A 17,974-nucleotide genomic window follows, 5' to 3' on the forward strand; every position below is an offset into this window, starting at 1 on the left:
GTGCTTAAATTATCAGCTAGTCTAAGGGCAATCTCAAGCCACTAAAAGAGCTTAGTTTGGATTAAAATAGGTCATAAAAAAGGACCTCATCAGAGGCCCTTTTAAATTATCTTATCTTACTTGAAACCTTTAGGCTTCATTTTCAATACGCTTAGTAATGACGTATTGCTGTAGGATAGATAAGGTATTGTTGACTACCCAGTATAGTACCAAGCCACTTGGGAACCATAGGAAGAAAACAGTAAAAGCAACAGGCATTATCTTCATAATACGTGCTTGCATTGGGTCTGGCGGTGTTGGGTTCAACATTTGTTGAGCAAACATACTCACACCCATTAGTAATGGTAGGATGAAGAATGGATCCATTGCAGAAAGGTCATTAATCCAAAGCATAAATGGCGCATGACGTAGTTCTACACTTTCCATTAGTACCCAGTATAGAGATAAGAATACTGGCATTTGTACCAAGATAGGTAAACAGCCCCCTAACGGGTTAATCTTCTCTTTCTTATATAGCTCCATCATGGCGGCAGACATTTTTTGTCTATCATCACCATGCTGTTCACGTAAACGTGTTAGCTCTGGGCCAAATTTACGCATCTTAGCCATTGAGCGATAACTTGCTGCAGATAGTTTGAAGAACAAAGCTTTTACCACAACAACCACGAGGATGATGGCAATACCCCAGTTAACAACAAAAGATTGAATTGCTGTTAGTAGCCAGAATAAAGGCTGTGCTAACCACCACAACCAACCATAGTCTACGGTGAGTTCTAAGTTCTCTGCTGTTGCACTTAATTGATCTTGTAACTTAGGACCCATGTACAAAGTTGAGCTCAATGAACCTTGAGTACCTGCTGCAATTTCAACACTTGGGCCAGTAAAGCCTATGATATTGAATTCGCCTTTTTGGCGTGTATACAAGGTTGCTTTTTGGTTTGGCTCTGGTACCCAAGCACTTACAAAGTAATGTTGTAGTAGAGCAATCCAGCCATCAGTCGTCGTGACTTTAGTTGGGCTTTCTGCCATATCAGAGAAGCTTACTTTAGAGTATGGAGTCTCTGTTGTCGAAATAGCGCCACCTAAGTAAGGCTGTAGGCCCATTGCACTAGATGCACTTGGATCTTCTGTATTATCACGCTTAATTTGCGCGAATAAATTACCACGCCAAGCGGTTGAGGCATTGTTATCAACCGTTATGACTTGGCGAACTGCGTATTTACCACGACTGAAAGTGAACGTCTTGGTATATTGAACGCCATTCTCATCCGTAAAATACAGGTTAACTTGAAGGCTGTCTTCGCCGTCACCTAAGGTATATTGAGTTTGTTCAGCACGGTAATGTGGGCGGCCTGCCTTATTTGCATCAGGACCATTGGCTCCAACAAGACCACTTTGAGTGACATAAATACGCTCTACACCATTATCTAATAGAACGAAGGGATCAGTTGAACCTTGTGCTGTCTTATAATCAGGCAAAGACGCTTTAACAATATCACCACCTAATGGGTCGATAGACACTATTAAGGTATCTGTTTCTACTTGAATCAGAGTTCCTGAAGCGGGTTGTTGAGCGTCGACCACAATGTCATTGGATGCAGCTGGAGCAGCAACCGTTGAAGGTATGTCAGTGTTGTTAGAGGAAGCTGGTGTTTGGGTTGTTTGAGCAACATTGTTTGTAGCCACCGAACCATAGTCTTGGTTCCACTGTAAAAACAGCATATAGCCAACAACAAAAAGTGCACCCCATAAAAAATAACGTCTGAAATCCATGGTATTCAACTAATATTGTTTGGTTAGAAAAAAGGGCCAGGCCCTGAAACTCACGTCTCTTACATCCTGCCAATAATGGTCGCGTATGTCAGACAAAAGCTTCACGAAAAAAACTGGCGTTATTAAACCAGCCTTTCAAGCTTTTTTCAGCCTATTTCTGTTTGGCTTTCGTGTCTTTTGACTGATTATTGGCTTTTTTAGACCTTTTAATAAGTTGATTCCATGCTTTGTCTATGCGTTTTGACAAAGTTGGGTTATCTAACTCTTTAATTCCTTGGCGTGCTAGAAAGACAATGTCAAATCCAGCGAGTTCGACTTTATGATGACGGAAGGACTCCCGTACGAGTCGTTTGATGCGGTTTCGTCCTACTGCTCGTTTTTCATTTTTTTTAGCAACAATGAGCCCCAACCTTGAAAGGTCGTCATCTCGTTTGGTTGCTAAAAGAAGAAATTCGCCAGCAAAGACTTTACAAGAGGTGTGATTAAATACGGTTTGATAATCCCCAGCAGTCAGTAATCTGACCTGCCGGGGAAAACAAAAGTCTGTCATAAACGGCTTATGCGCTTAGAGACTTACGACCACGAGCACGACGACGTGTGATAACAGCACGACCGCCTTTAGTAGCCATACGGGCACGGAAACCGTGGTTACGCTTACGTTTTAGAACGCTAGGTTGAAAAGTTCTTTTCATTTTCTTTCTCTCACTACTGAAGCAGTGTTTCAGTTTTGAGGGTTAGCCTTAGCCAAGCCTCTTCTTTTTGATTCAAAATCAGGCGGCGAATTTTATTGGAGTTTGTCAATGAATTCAATCGTTAAACATACAATTAGGCTAAAAAACTAGAGAAATAATACATCAACATTTTATTAACAAGCTTCATAAAATGTGTGGACGAAAAAAATTTAAAAGCTAAAAAGATATTCACAGTAGATGTTTTTTATATACTAATTGTGAATAAAATCATTGTCTTAAATTGAAAAAAAGATGTTAATAAAACAATTAACAAGAGAATGTTTTTATGTTGATAACTAGGGGTTTTATCCACATTTAAGGTTTTTATTTTGCTTGTGTTAATAACTGCCCCTGTTATTAACATTTTCTAACGGATTCACTTTTTCCTGTGTATTCTTAACTAATTTACATCTTTTTGTGGATAACTGGTTCGCTCCGAGTTAGAATTTCGCGCTTAACTGTTTTTTATTTGCCCAGCAGGAGTAAAAGTTAGTGTCGTTGGAGTATTGGGATCTTTGTCAAAAGCGATTACAAGATGAGTTTTCTGCTCAACAATTCAATACTTGGATTCGTCCTCTTGATGCTGAAGTCAATTCAAATGGCGATTTAATCCTCTCGGCCCCTAATCGATTTGTATTAGATTGGGTGAGTAATAAGTATCAAACGCGTATAAAAGAGCTGCTAACAGAGTTTGCTGGTAGTGAGCCTGCACCCGTTTTATCTTTTACCGTTCGTTCACAAGGTTTTAGCAAACCTAGTGCTCCACCAGCACCAGCGCCAATTGTAGAAACCGTTGTTACTCCTATCAGTGAAGATCTTTCTTCAGATGTCAGCTATCGACCAGGCTTTAGCTTAATGGAAGAGGACACTGAAAAGCATGCAGACCTTGAATTTGAAGCACCATTAAAGCTTTCTGATAGTGGCTTGATTGGTGATTTAGAACCTTATAAGCAAGGACAGCTCCCTTTATCTCCTTCATCTAATCGTAAAGTCGATGTGGAAGGAGGGATTAATCACGGTGCTAATCTAAATAATTCTTTTACTTTTGATAACTTTGTTGAAGGTAAGTCGAACCAATTAGCTCATGCTGCGGCATTACAAGTTGCTGAAAATCCAGGTGGCGCATATAACCCATTATTCATTTATGGTGGGGTTGGTTTAGGTAAAACTCACTTAATGCAAGCTGTGGGTACTGAGTTAATGCGTCATAACCCGAATGCTAAGGTGGTATATCTACATTCGGAGCGATTTGTTGCTGATATGGTGAAGGCATTACAGCTTAATGCGATTAATGACTTTAAACGTTATTACCGTTCTGTTGATGCTTTGCTAATTGACGATATTCAATTCTTTGCTGGAAAAGATAGAACCCAAGAAGAATTCTTCCATACCTTTAATGCTTTATTAGAGGGTGGCCAGCAAATGATTCTGACCTGTGATCGTTATCCTAAAGAGATCAAAGGGTTAGAAGACAGACTTAAATCTCGATTTGGTTGGGGCTTAACGGTAGCGATTGAGCCACCTGAGCTTGAAACTCGGGTCGCTATTTTGATGCGTAAGGCAGATGAAAGTAATATTAAACTGTCTTATGACTCCGCCTTCTTTATTGCACAGAAAATTCGCTCCAATGTACGTGAATTAGAAGGGGCGCTAAAACGTGTTATTGCAAACTCTCACTTTACGGGCCGTGCTATAACACCTGACTTTGTTAGAGAGTCTTTAAAAGACTTACTTGCATTGCAAGATAAGCTAGTAAACATAGATAATATTCAGCGTATTGTGGCTGAGTATTACAAGATTAAAATAAGTGATTTATTGTCGAAGCGTCGTAATCGTTCGATTGCCCGCCCCCGTCAAGTTGCCATGTCACTTGCAAAAGAACTGACAAACCATAGCTTGCCTGAAATCGGTGATGCTTTTGGTGGTCGAGATCATACAACAGCACTCCATGCTATTCGTAAGATCAAAGAACTACAGGATACGGATTCGGATATTCGTGAAGACTATAAGCAACTTATGCGAATTTTGACGACCTAAGGTCGTGATTGATAAATACGAGGAAAATAATGAAATTTTCAGTTGTCCGCGAGGCACTTCTAAAGCCACTCCAACTTGTTGCTGGTGTGGTTGAACGCAAGCAAACTATGCCTGTTTTAGCCAATGTATTGTTAGAGGTTAAAGACAATGTTTTAACCTTAACTGGCTCTGATTTAGAAGTAGAATTAGTGGGTCATATCACATTAGATGAGTGCCAAGAAGGCCGTATTACTGTTCCTGCTCGTAAGCTAATGGATATCTGCAAAAGTTTACCAGACAGTGCTGTGATTGAATTGTCTGTGGATGATACTCGTGCAGTAATTCGTTCAGGACGCTCTCGTTTTACTTTATCGACCTTACCTGCTGATGAGTTCCCTAATATCCAAGATATGCAAGGTGACCTAAGCGTGGTTGTGGCGCAAAACAGCGTACGCAAATTGATTGAGAAAACGGGCTTTGCCATGGCGAACCAAGATGTTCGTTACTATCTAAACGGCATGTTGTTTGAAGTTGCTGATGGACAACTGCGTGTTGTTGCAACTGACGGACACCGTCTAGCAACGGCAATTGAAGATGCACAAGTGTCTGGTGACCTCACCCAAGTTATTGTACCTCGTAAAGGTGTACTAGAACTTAACCGCTTATTAAGTGATACAGATGAAACGGTTGAGCTTCAAATTGGTTCAAACCATATCCGTGCGAAGGTTGCAGATTACATCTTCACTTCTAAATTAGTAGAAGGTAAATTCCCTGATTATCACAGAGTAATTCCACGTAATAATGACAAGATTGTGATTGCTGACCGTCTAGAATTACGTCAAGTTTTCCTTCGTGCTTCGATTCTTTCTAATGAAAAGTATCGTGGTGTTCGCTTGATTCTTACGAATGGTATGTTGCAAGTTTTTGCTAACAACCCAGAGCAAGAAGAAGCCGAAGAATCTGTATTAGTTCAATACCAAGGTGAAAACCTAGAAGTTGGCTTTAACGTAAGCTACTTGCTAGATGTCTTAGGTGTAGTGAATAGCCAGGAAGTTCGCATTTCATTAAATGATGCGACTGCCAGTGCGCTAGTCGAAGAAGCTGATAGTCACGCGGCACAATATGTCGTGATGCCAATGCGTCTATAATCGATTCTTATAATGCCAAGCTAGGTGATGATGAAACCTAGTTTGGCATTAGACGCTGTCCCACAAGGTTTATCTGTATGCCCCTGCATCGCTTGGATATCTCCCAGCTAAGAAATTTATCCAACGTCCGTTTTCAACCATCTCCTCAAGTTAACTTAATTTCTGGTGCTAATGGCAGTGGTAAAACCTCTGTTTTGGAAGCGATTCACCTATTATCCTTAGGTCGCTCTTTTCGCAGCCATAAACATAAAACCTATATTCAAAAAGAAACCTCTGAGTGCGTAATTTTTGCTTTGCTTGAGCAAGCTGAAACGGCTTCTGGTATGCGTCAATCACCTCAGCCAATAGGTCTCAAACGCCAACTAGATGGGAGTTTAGACGCACGGGTCTCAGGTCAAAAAATTCAATCCTTGGTTGAGCTTACCCAAGCCCTTCCTGTACAGCTAATTAACCCTGATGCCTTTCGATTATTAGAAGGTTCTCCTAAGATTCGACGCCAGTTTCTTGACTGGGGTGTGTTTCATCATGCAACAGGCTTTATAAATGCATGGCGAGGCTGGCAAAAAGCATTAAAACAGCGCAATTCCTTACTCAGACGTGGTAAAATATCTGATAGTTTGTTGTTAGCATTTGATCATGAGCTGATTCGATTAGGCTCAGAGGTAAATCAGTACCGTCATGATTACCTAGATCGCTTAATTCCTGTCTTTAAACAGGTTTTATTAAGCTTAAATGCTGAGCTTGAAGTGAATTTGCAGTTATACCAAGGTTGGGATGCGCAAAAATCATTAGCTCAAGCGTTAGATGCTAGCCGCCCACGAGATATTGAGTCTGGATATTCTAATACTGGACCTCAAAGAGCTGATTTAAGAGTAAAAACACCCCATGGTGATGCTCTCGATGCTTTATCTCGTGGCCAGCAAAAATTAGTGGTATCTGCCTTGAAAATAGCCCAAGGCAAGCTGTTGATAGAATCAGGACGTTCGATAGTCTTTCTGGTAGATGACTTACCAGCTGAACTAGACAAAGAACACAGAGATAAACTCTGTCAATTATTAGAAGCGTTAGATAGCCAAATTTTTATTACAAGTGTCGGCCCAGAAATAATGGATTACGACTGGTCTGAGACGACCGACGTTCGTCACTTTGCAATGAAAGCAGGCGAATTGTCCCATTATCCGAGTGATGCTTTGCAGGAGAGTTAAATGAGCGAAAACAATTACGATTCATCCAGTATCAAGGTACTTAAAGGCCTTGATGCAGTACGTAAACGCCCAGGAATGTATATCGGCGATACGGATGACGGCACTGGCTTACATCACATGGTATTTGAGGTGGTGGATAACTCAATTGATGAAGCGTTGGCTGGTCATTGTGACACTATCAACGTCACTATCCACCCAGATGAATCCATTACTGTGTCCGATAACGGACGTGGTATCCCAGTTGAAATGCACCCTGAAGAAAAAGTGTCTGCTGCCGAAGTTATCATGACAGTACTACACGCGGGTGGTAAGTTTGATGATAATTCTTATAAGGTTTCTGGTGGTCTTCACGGTGTAGGTGTTTCGGTTGTAAACGCTTTATCTGAGAGCCTTACACTTACTATTCGTAAAGATGGTAAATTATACGAACAACATTATTCCCATGGTGACCCGTTAGCGCCTATCGCTGTAATCGGTGATGCTGAAGCAAACGGCACCCAGGTTCACTTTAAGCCTTCTGCTGATACTTTCAGTAATATTAAATTCCATTATGACATCTTAGCAAAACGTCTACGTGAGCTTTCATTCTTGAACTCAGGCGTTGCAATTAATTTAAAAGATGAGCGCAGTGGCCAAGAAGAGTCTTTCAATTACACCGGTGGTTTACGTTCATTTGTTGAGCATTTGAATACCAACAAAACTCCGATTAACCAAATTTTCCACTTTATCTGCCAACGCGAAGACCTAGATGATGGTATTGCTGTTGAAGTCGCATTGCAGTGGAATGAAGGTTTCCAAGAAAACATTTACTGCTATACCAACAATATTCCACAAAGAGATGGTGGTACTCACCTAGCTGGTTTCCGTGCCGCTTTGACTCGTACTCTAAACAGCTTCATTGAAAAAGAAGGCTTGGGTAAGAAGACTAAGGTAGCGACAACTGGTGATGACTCACGAGAAGGCCTAACTGCTATAGTTTCAGTGAAAGTACCTGATCCTAAGTTCTCTTCTCAGACAAAAGATAAACTGGTTTCTTCTGAGGTTAAAACAGCAGTAGAACAAGAGATGAGCCGTCGCTTATCTGAATACCTTCTAGAGTCTCCGAACGAAGCTAAAATCATTGTCAATAAGATGATTGATGCAGCTCGTGCCCGTGAAGCTGCTCGTCGTGCGCGTGATTTGACTCGTCGTAAAGGTGCTTTGGATATTGCAGGTTTACCGGGTAAGTTGGCAGATTGCCAAGAGAAAGACCCAGCACTTTCTGAACTATACCTAGTGGAGGGTGACTCTGCGGGTGGTTCTGCAAAACAAGGTCGTGATCGTCGTACTCAAGCCATCCTACCGCTGAAAGGTAAGATCTTAAACGTAGAGAAAGCGCGTTTTGATAAAATGCTTTCTTCTGCTGAAGTAGGAACTCTGATTACTGCACTAGGTTGTGGTATCGGTCGTGATGAATTTAATATTGAGAAACTACGTTATCACAGCATCGTTATCATGACGGATGCGGACGTGGATGGATCGCACATCCGTACCCTACTTTTGACCTTCTTCTTCCGTCAAATGCCTGAAGTCATTGAACGCGGCCATATCTATATTGCTCAGCCTCCTCTTTATAAGATTGCTCGTGGTAAGCAAGAGCAGTATCTAAAAGATGAAGCTGCATTAGAGCAACACTTGATAGAAGTTGCCTTATCTGGCGCGCAAATGTTTGTGAACGATCAAGCTCCTGGTATTCAAGGTGAAGCTCTAGCGAAAATCATGCATGACTATATTGAGATATCAGAAGATATTGAACGTATGTCACGTGTGTATCCAACCGATGTGATGGGCAAACTTATGTATTGCTCTGAGCTAAAGTCAGAAGATTTAAGCAATGAAGCCAAGGTCAACGCTTGGATTGATGAGCTGAAAGCGCTAATGCCACAAGATGTGCGTACAGGTTTCCGCTTTGAGTTTAAAGTTGATCATGATGATGAAAGAGATCTATATCTACCAGCGGTAGAAATTATGTCTCACGGCGTTGCTAACCATTATCGCTTTGAGCAAACCTTCTTCGCATCAACTGAATACAAGCGTATGGTTGCTATGTCTGGTTTGATTAATGAGATCTTCACAGAAGAGTCTTTCATCAAGCGTGGCGAGCGTACTCAACATGTTGATACTGTTGAAGATATGAAGTCTTGGTTAATGAAAGAAGCATCACGTGGTATGGCGATACAGCGTTATAAAGGTCTAGGTGAGATGAACCCTGATCAGCTTTGGGAAACCACTATGGACCCAGATGCGCGTCGTATGTTGCAGGTGTCTATTGATGATGCGATTGCAGCGGATCAAATGTTTACCACTCTGATGGGTGATGAAGTTGAGCCACGTCGTAACTTTATTCAAGATAATGCCTTATCTGTTGCTAACCTAGACGTTTAACTTAGCCTTAGCAAAACAAAAAAAGCAGCCTAATGGCTGCTTTTTTTGTTTGTGCGATATGAGTTTATGATAGAAATTATATAGCGTCATATTTTGTTAGTGTCTTAAATTCAATATCCATGTCTATGCCAAAGGTATCTTTGAGTGTGCTCATATAAGTATCTTTAGTATCTAAGTTGTATTCGGTAACACCTAACTCTGTTTTTACTTTCACCTTTCCATTTAAGAGTGTTGTTATGCCATCATGATTTCTAATTGTGGCGATACAACGTGAAGTGAAAGCTGAGTTTGGGTGTGTAGAGGTATAATGGTTGGCGTACTCGATATCACCTTTGCAAACATAGCTCATATCTAAGCTGTATAAATCTAACCAAGACTCTTCTTCTGTTTTTATCTGCAAGATCGCCCCATAAAACTGATCTTCAACAAAACGAAATGTTTGGGAGTCTGTCTTTAACTCTTCGTTTAGCCTATAGGGAAGTGGCTCTCTTGGTGTTTGGGAGCCAAAACCTGCATCCAGCACCCACTTCTCATCTTCTAGGGTGACAAGTGTGACTTGATGGCTGCGCCCGCTTGGTTCCTCTGCTAAATGTACTCTTGCCAACAGGGCTCTTGCTTCAAACCCCATCTGAATAAGAGCGTTTAATAACAAGCCGTTTAGCTCAAAACAGTAGCCTCCCCGTTGGCTCATAACCAGTTTGTTAAAAAGCGCTTCTTCAGATAAAAGTATGGGATTGCCATTAACTATATCTAGATTTTCGAAAGGAATTTTTGTGTGTTGAGAGGCATGTAGTAGCTTCAAATACGTCCTATTAAGATCTTTAGGGGCAGTCATTTCAATTTTATTTAAATAGGCTTCTAACATACGCTCATTCATTTAGAGTCAACCTTCAATGGCTATTAATGGGGCTTTTTATTGACGTAATCTTTAACTAGGTGTGAGTATAAAAGTTGAAGTTAAGTTTAAGTCAATAGTATTTTGTTAGCAGCTTAATGGCCCTATATTCACCTCATTCATCTATCACATTCCTAAGGCCTGAAACTCAATCGTTTCTTTTATTAAGGTTAAGGTACTTTCTAATTTACTAATCTCAACAGAAGCTAAAGCTAAGCGAACTGCTTGGGGGGTATGTTCTGTGGTGGCATAAGGCTCAGCATTAGAAACAGAAATATTGAGATCTAATAAGGCCTTGATTAATAAGTCTGATCTCACATCCTCCGGCAAAGGTAGCCATAAAAAATAAGAGGCGGGATGAGATTGATAGCTCAATTCATGAAATACTTTTTTGACTATTTCTTGTCTTTTGATCGCATCTAAACGTTTCTCCTGCTCTAGGTGATAGATGCTGCCATCTTCAATCCATTGGCAAGTTAGTGCTGACAACAAGCCTGCGGTGTTCCACGTTGTAGCCCGAATACTTCTCTCAATTGATGAAACCCATTTCGTGGGTGAGAGGATAAACCCGACCCTTAAACCTGTGGCAAGACTTTTTGAGAAGCCGGATATATAGAAGGTGATATCAGGAGCCAGAGTCACCAAGGCTGGTGGTGCTTGAGTCTCAAGAAAACTGTAGGCGGCATCTTCTATTATGGTGAGTTGGTGTTTTCTTGCTATCTCTATTAGCTGTTTTCTTTGTGCTAACCCCATTACTGAGCCTAAGGGGTTATGTAATGTGGGCATTGAATAGATAGCTTTGATTTTTCGCTGCTCACAGGCTTGGGTTAATGCATTGAGGTCTGTACATTGATTTAGCATAGGTATCGCAATCAGCTCTAAACCATGTACTTGGGCCAGAAGTTTAAAACCTGGGTAGGTAATCGCATCAACAGCGATTAGGTCCCCTGGTTTTAATAAAGACATAACAGTCAGCGCCAGACCTTGCTGGGCACCATTAACGATTGCCATGTTTTGTGTTTCAGCGCTGATATTATGATGAGCTAAATAGTTTTTTATTACGCTTTTATCATTTAGTCGACCATTATGGGGTTGGTAACTTAATAAGGAGGCTAAGTCACCAGAGTAGCTTAACTTTCTTAAAGCATCCCTTAGCATTTTAGGCTGGTTCTCTAGGATAGGTGAATTGAAATTAAGGTCCAACATCCCCTCTGCTAATGCTGCTTGCTTAATACCATGACTAGGTGGAACTTGGCTTTCTTTTACAAAGGTACCTCGTCCAACCTCACAACTTACTAGCCCCATTTTAGCTAATTCTTGATAAATTTTTGAGGCAGTTGATAGTGCTATTTTTTCTTGTGAAGCAAACTTTCTATGGGTGACTAGTCTTGCTCCTGGCTGGTATTTTCTTTGCCTAATATCCTCAGCCTGCCGATCTAAAATAGTTTTATATTTTTGAGTGCTCATAAAATTGTACCTAGAACAATTTTTTTATTGTCATGAAATTTAACCTTAGAATGGCATTCTAAACAGCCTAAAGGACAAATACTATGCACATTTCTATTCTTACTTTCGATGGTTTTAATGAGTTGGACTCTTTTATTGCGTATGGCATTTTAAACCGAATTAAAAAGCCTAATTGGCGCGTCTCTATAGCTGGCTCTAGTCCTCAAATTACCTCAATGAATGGTTTGCTGGTTGATAGGCAAATTGACTTAATTGAAGCCTCTAAGACTGATGTGGTACTGGTAGGGAGTGGCATGAAAACCCGTGATGTGGTGCTTGATCAAAGTATTATTTCGCAGCTTTCTTTAAACCCAAGTCGGCAGCTAATTGGCGCTCAATGTTCAGGCGCGCTTGTATTAGCTAAATTAGGGTTATTAAACGAGGTGCCTGCTTGCACGGATTTAACCACTAAACCTTGGGTGCAAGAAGCAGGTGTCAAAGTATTAAATCAGGCCTTTTATGCAAATCAAAATACAGCAACAGCTGGTGGTTGCTTGTCTTCTACCTATTTAGCTGCTTGGGTTATCGCACGTTTAGAAGGGGTTGAGGCGATGAAAAGTGCAATAGATTATGTTGCCCCTGTGGGTGAAAAAGAGGCGTATGTTGAGCTTGTTATGCAGCAAGTTATACCTTTTATAGAAAGAGACTCATCTTATAACTAGTCTCTTTCTATAATTTGTATCTATTAAATAGATTTATAAGAATCTGTACTTTTTAACTGTATTGGTAAAGGGTTGCTAAGGTGAAGGCGGCAAGGTCTGTATAAACTTGGAAGTGAAAGTCTATCTCTTTGTATTGAGTCTCTCTACCTTTGCCTGTAAGTACTAAGGCTGTTTTACAGCCTCTGGCATGCCCTGCTTCTAAATCACGTTTTGAGTCACCCACCATGATCGCAGGTGTTTCTTCAAAGTTAACGCCAAGCTCTGCTTCAATAGACTCTATCATACCCGCTTTTGGTTTGCGGCAATCGCATTGATCGTCTGGGCCATGTGGGCAATAACGAATACCACTGATACTACCACCCTCAGCTTCGACCAATTGCGTCATCTTATTATGCATGGCATCTAAGGTATCAATGTCGTAATAGCCTCTTGCTATGCCGGATTGGTTTGTCACAACAAAGACTTTGAAGCCTGCTTTAGATAAAGCTGCAATGGATTTTATACTGCCAGGAATTGGAATCCACTCTTCTAACGATTTCACATATTGATCAGAGTCTTGGTTTATCACTCCATCTCTATCGAGCAAAATGATAGGCTTAATTTGAGTCATGCTGGTATCCTGGCGATTGAGTTGAGGCATTATAAAGGCTTTGAAACAAGGTTAATAACATTTGTTTCACATCATTACTGTTTAACTATTCCAAACTAGGCCATATTAAGGCGGACAAGATAAAGGCAAGCAGAAGCTGGCTGAATCTTTTACAATAGCGCCATTATACTTTAATAGATCTTGGTATTGATTCTTATGCTAGGTGAACAAGGCGTCTTCTTTTCTTGAATGGGATATTATGAACAATCGGTTAGGCTCACTTTTTATTTATATTTTACGTTTTTTAGGTTTGTTGCCCTTCTCTCTGGTACAAAAATTAGGCGCCTTATTTGGCCATACGTTTGTTAAGCGTAATCGTCGTACAGTTAACGCAATCGACATCAACTTAAAACTTTGTTTACCTGAAAAAAATGCTGATCAAAGACTCGCTATTCGCAACGATAGATTGAAAAACATGGGACAAACTGCCCTTGAAATGAGTCATGTTTGGACCAAACCTAAGGAACAAGTCCTCGCTCTACTAAAACCAAATAGCAATGATAATTCTGCCTTTGAAGAAGCGGTTAAAAGTGATTCTGGAGTATTAGTACTAGCACCCCATCTTGGTCACTGGGAAATGATGAATTATTACTTGGCACAGTTTAGACCTCTAACTGCCATGTACCGCCCTGTAAAAAATGCTAAGAAGCTTGATTGCTTTATTCGCGATGCGAGAGAAAGAGCTGGCTCTGAGTTGGTTCCAACTGATCGCAAAGGTGTGATGCAATTAATGAGAGCTTTAAAAAGTAGTGGTTTGGTAGGAATTTTACCGGATCAGGTTCCTAAAGATGGTGGTGGTGTTTATGTGCCATTTTATGGACAACAGGCCTATAGCATGACACTTACCTCGCAACTGGTTAATAAGACGGGTGCTAAGGCTTTTATCGGTGCTGCTTTTAGAGTTAAAGGTGGATATGAAGTGGCTATGCAGCCAGTTGATGAAGACTTTTATTCCGATGACATTGAGACGTCTGTCGCAGCGATGAACCGCTCTATCGAAAAGCTTATTGAATTACATCCTGAGCAATATCAGTGGGAATATAAACGTTTTAAGAAACAACCAGATGGTCATTCTCTCTATCCAAGAGGCTAGTTTAGAAGCTAATTAACAGTGTTTGTTTTGCAAATACTCACTAAAAAAGGCGCATTTTAATGCGCCTTTTTTGTGTTGGTTTATCTGTTATAAATAAGACGACTCGCTTCAATTGTCATCTTTTAAATCGGCGAATTGAGCTCTGCCGCAAGCACTAATGAGGTCAGCTGGTTTAAGGCCTATGTCTAACCCCCTTTTACCTCCACTAACGTAAATACTTACTAACGCTTTAGCACTTTGATCAACTGCGGTAATCAAGGCTTTCTTTTGTGCAATAGGGCTAATTCCCCCAACCAAATAACCACTGCTTTTTTGCGCTTCATTTGGGTCTGCCATGATGAGCTTCTTAACACCAAAATGAGCGGCTGCTTTTTTCAAGCTTAAGGTGTGAGTGACAGGAATAATTGTCACAAACAGCTTAGTACCATCACTGACTAATAATGTCTTAAAAACACTAGCAGGTTCGAGTCCTAGCTTATCTGCTGCTTCTAACCCAAACTGGGTGCATTGGCTGTCGTGTTCGTACTCATGCAAGCTGTACGGAATCTTCTTCTTTTTGAGGAAGTTGCATGCCGGTGTCATCGCAGTCCTTACCTTTGCCAAAACATAGGCGTGAATAATACCAATAGCGTAAAGACTTCCAAACGCCCTAATAGCATAGAGAAGCACAACATCCATTTTGCAGGATCACTGATAGAACCAAAGTTGGCTGCTACTTCACCTAAGCCCGGACCTAGGTTATTTAATGTTGCTGCAACAGCAGACCATGCTGTGAGCTGATCTAAGCCTGTTGCCATTAAACCTATCATAAGTATTACGTAAACCAGTAAGTAAGCTGAGAAGAAGCCCCATACTGCAGAGATAACTCTTTCATGAATTGCTTTACCACCGAGTTTTACTGGGATAATGGCGTTAGGGTGAATTAAGCGCTGAATCTCACGAAAGCCCTGTTTTAAGATAAGTAGAATACGAATTACCTTCATACCACCACCGGTGGAGCTGGCACAACCACCGGCAAAAGAGGTGACGATTAATAAGAAAGGTAAGGTATTTGGCCAGGTTGAAAAGTCTTCGGTGCCAAAGCCTGTTGTTGTGGCAATGGAGATACTTTCGAACATGGCGTATCTAAATGCAGTTGACCATTCATAGCTGGATGTCATCGCAAGTACCAAGGTGGTAATGGTAATGGTACAAAGCAGAATAAAACCAAAAAATTTCACTTCAGAGTCTTTGAAGTAATGCATGATTGAGCGGCTACGCCAAGCGTAAAAGTGCAAACCAAAATTCAATGCCGAAATGATCATAAAGATTACGGCAATGGCTTCTATCATAGGGCTATCAAAATAACCTATGCTGGCATCATGGGTTGAGAAACCACCAATGGCAACGGTTGAAAAGCTGTGACAGATAGCATCAAACAAGCTCATTCCTGCCGCCCAAAAACCTAATGCGCAAGCAATGGTTAAAGAAGCGTATATGTACCAAAGGGCTTTTGCTGTTTCAGCGATTCTTGGTGTTAGTTTAGAATCTTTTACAGGGCCTGGTGTTTCTGCACGATAAAGCTGCATACCACCGACACCCAGCATCGGCATGATAGCGACGGCCAATACAATGATACCCATACCACCAAGCCATTGAAGTTGTTGGCGATAGAATAATAAAGCATGGGGCATATCATCTATGCCGGTTAGAATGGTTGCCCCTGTGGTTGTCAGGCCCGAAATAGACTCGAATAAGGCATCGGTAAATGAGAGTGCTTGAGAGTCAACCAGCATGAAAGGTACGGCACCAAATAAGCCCAGTACTGACCAGAACAAGACGGTAATGATAAAGCCATCACGTATTCTTAATTCTTTACGGTTCCCTTTAAAGGGAAGCCACATACAAAAACCCCCTATTAGGTTAATGAGTAAGGCGTATAAGAAAGCGTGAGTATCACCATCTTGGTAGATAAGGGACACGATTAAAGGCGGAATCAAGGTTAAGCTGAAGACCATAACCAAAATGCCAATAACGCGAAAAATGACCTTGATGTGCATTTGCTTTCCTAATGTTGGCGCTTCTGATTAATCTAGTGCGCTTTAGGTGATTGTTCTAATTCAATGAGTAATTTGAGTGTCTTGTTAGCGATTGATTCTTTAGAAGAAGGTTAAGCCTACTTGGAATAATTGCTCGACTGCTGGAATTTGTTTTTTGTTAGAAACGAAGATAATCACATGGTCTTCAGCCTGAATCATAAGATCACCCGTTGCAATTAGAACCTCTTCATCTCTTACCACAGCTCCTATTGTCGCCCCTTCTGGTAAGTTAATATTTGCTATGGTTCTTCCAACCACTTTAGAGGATTTATAATCACCGTGAGCGACGGCTTCTAAAGCCTCAGCTGCGCCTTTTCTGAGTGAGTGAACATTTACCACATCACCACGACGAATGAAGGACAACAAGGTACTTATGGTCATATGCTGAGGAGAGATAACTATGTCTATCATATCGTCTTGCACGATATCGACATAGGCTGGGTTATTGATAATTGTCATCACGGTTCTCACACCCAATCGCTTGGCTAGCATAGAAGACATGATGTTTGCTTCGTCGTTATTTGTAAGTGCGCAGAATACGTCGGTAGACTCAATATTCTCTTCTAATAAGAGTTCTTGTTTAGAAGCATCACCATGTAGGACTATGGTGTTGTTAAGGTTTTCAGATAAGTAGCGGCACCTTGGTAGACCTCGTTCTACTATCTTTACTCGGTATTCATCTTCTAAACTTTGTGCCAAACGCTCACCGATATTACCGCCTCCAGCAATCATGATACGACGATAAGGATTATCTAAACGTCGCAACTCACTCATGACATCTAATACATCTCGTTGAGCCGTCAAAAAGAAGACTTCATCATCGGCGCGAATATGAGTTGTTCCAGCAGGTTGGATAGATTGGCCGTCACGGTAAATCGCTGCAATACGAGTTTGAATAGAAGGCATGTGCTCTTTCAAGAAACTAATAGGTTGGTCAATGAGAGGTCCCCCTACTTCAGCTCTTACTACCACAAGCTGAACCTTACCTTCTGCAAACTCCATAACTTGTAGTGCACCTGGATATTGAATCAAGCGCTTAATATGGCGAGTCACTTCTTTTTCAGGGCTGATACGCACATCAATAGGCAAGCCATTGTAGCCATAAATTTCTGGTCGACTGGCGTAGGCATTCGACCTAACACGGCCTATTTTTGTCGGTGTTTTAAATAGGGTTTCTGCTATTTGGCAGGCAACCATATTGATCTCATCTTGGTTGGTTACCGCGATCAACATGTCAGCGTCATCACCACCTGCTCTTTCTAATACATCAGGATGAGAGGCACTGCCTTCAACTGTTTGAATATCCAACCTATCTTGTAATTCACGTAGGCGTTTGTCGTCCATATCAACAACGGTTATGTCATTATCTTCATTCGCTAAATTTTCAGCGAGAGTTGCACCAACCTGACCTGCACCTAATATGATGATTTTCATGAAGTATCCTGAGCTGCTCTAGGTGATCTTTGTCGACCTAGATGAGATGGGGCCACTGCCCTAATGTAAAAAGAAATATCGCGTTAATTTTAAACAAGTCGAGCTAATTAATTAATGCTAATAAGAAAATAAACTGGATTAATTTGCTCTAGACTGCGAAATAGTCATTATCAAATAGCTTTTGATGAGGAAAAGTTTTGTCGAGAAAATATGTAGGTGATTTTTAGTGTCAGCTCATTGATTCAAGCTTATTTAGGTCAATGTCTGTGTGATTATTACTAGGGAAAAATTCCATGATAGGAAACAGTTTGCCCCTACTCCTTATGCATTTTAGTAAGGAAGAAAGGGCATACTTGTTCG

The 17,974-nt window shown here is 40.9% G+C and carries 15 protein-coding genes; 6 read left to right on the forward strand and 9 right to left on the reverse strand.

Annotation, left to right across the window (positions count from 1 at the left end; genetic code table 11):
* Positions 1–129 precede the first annotated feature (129 nt).
* From yidC to rpmH, 3 genes are all read right to left on the reverse strand, one after another.
* The gene (gene yidC, locus TW85_RS02090) at positions 130–1,773 is read right to left on the reverse strand and encodes a membrane protein insertase YidC (protein ID WP_046015426.1); all 1,644 of its coding nucleotides are present in this window, start codon (positions 1,771–1,773) and stop codon (positions 130–132) included.
* Positions 1,774–1,924: 151 nt separating this feature from the next.
* Complete coding sequence (gene rnpA / locus TW85_RS02095) at positions 1,925–2,323, reverse strand: ribonuclease P protein component (RefSeq protein WP_046015427.1); 399 nt, start codon at positions 2,321–2,323, stop codon at positions 1,925–1,927.
* A 7-nt stretch (positions 2,324–2,330) separates the two neighbouring features.
* Entirely contained in the window at positions 2,331–2,465 is a 135-nt protein-coding gene (rpmH, locus tag TW85_RS02100) for a 50S ribosomal protein L34 (RefSeq protein ID WP_009834411.1), read from the reverse strand.
* Positions 2,466–2,996: 531 nt separating this feature from the next.
* On the opposite strand from rpmH, the gene dnaA reads away from it, so the two are divergent.
* The 4 genes from dnaA (at position 2,997) to gyrB (ending at position 9,297) form a co-directional block, all read left to right on the forward strand.
* Positions 2,997–4,541 carry a chromosomal replication initiator protein DnaA gene (gene dnaA, locus TW85_RS02105; RefSeq protein WP_046015428.1) on the forward strand — a complete coding sequence of 515 codons (1,545 nt, stop codon included), beginning with the start codon at positions 2,997–2,999 and terminating at the stop codon, positions 4,539–4,541.
* A gap of 29 nt (positions 4,542–4,570) precedes the next feature.
* The gene (gene dnaN / locus TW85_RS02110) at positions 4,571–5,668 is read left to right on the forward strand and encodes a DNA polymerase III subunit beta (protein WP_046015429.1); all 1,098 of its coding nucleotides are present in this window, start codon (positions 4,571–4,573) and stop codon (positions 5,666–5,668) included.
* Positions 5,669–5,745: 77 nt separating this feature from the next.
* Positions 5,746–6,873 (forward strand): DNA replication/repair protein RecF, encoded by a 1,128-nt coding sequence (gene recF, locus TW85_RS02115; RefSeq protein ID WP_046015430.1) that lies wholly within the window; start codon positions 5,746–5,748, stop codon positions 6,871–6,873.
* Positions 6,874–9,297, forward strand: a complete 2,424-nt coding sequence (gene gyrB, locus TW85_RS02120; protein ID WP_046015431.1) for a DNA topoisomerase (ATP-hydrolyzing) subunit B — start codon at positions 6,874–6,876, stop codon at positions 9,295–9,297.
* 76 nt (positions 9,298–9,373) lie between these two features.
* Here gyrB and TW85_RS02125 read toward each other — a convergent pair whose 3' ends face one another.
* Both TW85_RS02125 and TW85_RS02130 read right to left on the reverse strand, forming a co-directional pair.
* The gene (locus tag TW85_RS02125; RefSeq protein ID WP_046015432.1) at positions 9,374–10,174 is read right to left on the reverse strand and encodes an arylamine N-acetyltransferase; all 801 of its coding nucleotides are present in this window, start codon (positions 10,172–10,174) and stop codon (positions 9,374–9,376) included.
* Between the two features lie 144 nt (positions 10,175–10,318).
* Entirely contained in the window at positions 10,319–11,659 is a 1,341-nt protein-coding gene (locus tag TW85_RS02130; RefSeq protein WP_046015433.1) for a PLP-dependent aminotransferase family protein, read from the reverse strand.
* An 83-nt stretch (positions 11,660–11,742) separates the two neighbouring features.
* On the opposite strand from TW85_RS02130, the gene TW85_RS02135 reads away from it, so the two are divergent.
* Positions 11,743–12,360 carry a DJ-1/PfpI family protein gene (locus tag TW85_RS02135; RefSeq protein ID WP_046015434.1) on the forward strand — a complete coding sequence of 206 codons (618 nt, stop codon included), beginning with the start codon at positions 11,743–11,745 and terminating at the stop codon, positions 12,358–12,360.
* Positions 12,361–12,412: 52 nt separating this feature from the next.
* On the opposite strand, the gene gmhB is transcribed toward TW85_RS02135, so the two are convergent.
* A complete protein-coding gene (gene gmhB / locus TW85_RS02140; protein WP_046015435.1) occupies positions 12,413–12,970 on the reverse strand; it encodes a D-glycero-beta-D-manno-heptose 1,7-bisphosphate 7-phosphatase in 558 nt (185 codons plus the stop codon).
* Positions 12,971–13,208: 238 nt separating this feature from the next.
* Here gmhB and TW85_RS02145 point away from each other — a divergent pair, with 238 nt between their 5' ends.
* A complete protein-coding gene (locus TW85_RS02145; protein ID WP_046015436.1) occupies positions 13,209–14,102 on the forward strand; it encodes a lysophospholipid acyltransferase family protein in 894 nt (297 codons plus the stop codon).
* A 108-nt stretch (positions 14,103–14,210) separates the two neighbouring features.
* On the opposite strand, the gene ybaK is transcribed toward TW85_RS02145, so the two are convergent.
* The 3 genes from ybaK to trkA form a co-directional block, all read right to left on the reverse strand.
* Positions 14,211–14,684 carry a Cys-tRNA(Pro) deacylase gene (gene ybaK, locus TW85_RS02150; RefSeq protein ID WP_046015437.1) on the reverse strand — a complete coding sequence of 158 codons (474 nt, stop codon included), beginning with the start codon at positions 14,682–14,684 and terminating at the stop codon, positions 14,211–14,213.
* 8 nt (positions 14,685–14,692) lie between these two features.
* A complete protein-coding gene (locus TW85_RS02155; RefSeq protein WP_046015438.1) occupies positions 14,693–16,141 on the reverse strand; it encodes a TrkH family potassium uptake protein in 1,449 nt (482 codons plus the stop codon).
* 99 nt (positions 16,142–16,240) lie between these two features.
* The gene (gene trkA / locus TW85_RS02160; protein WP_046015439.1) at positions 16,241–17,614 is read right to left on the reverse strand and encodes a Trk system potassium transporter TrkA; all 1,374 of its coding nucleotides are present in this window, start codon (positions 17,612–17,614) and stop codon (positions 16,241–16,243) included.
* Positions 17,615–17,974: the final 360 nt, after the last annotated feature.

Source organism: Marinomonas sp. S3726, from assembly GCF_000967665.1.
In the GTDB taxonomy this organism is placed as follows: domain Bacteria; phylum Pseudomonadota; class Gammaproteobacteria; order Pseudomonadales; family Marinomonadaceae; genus Marinomonas.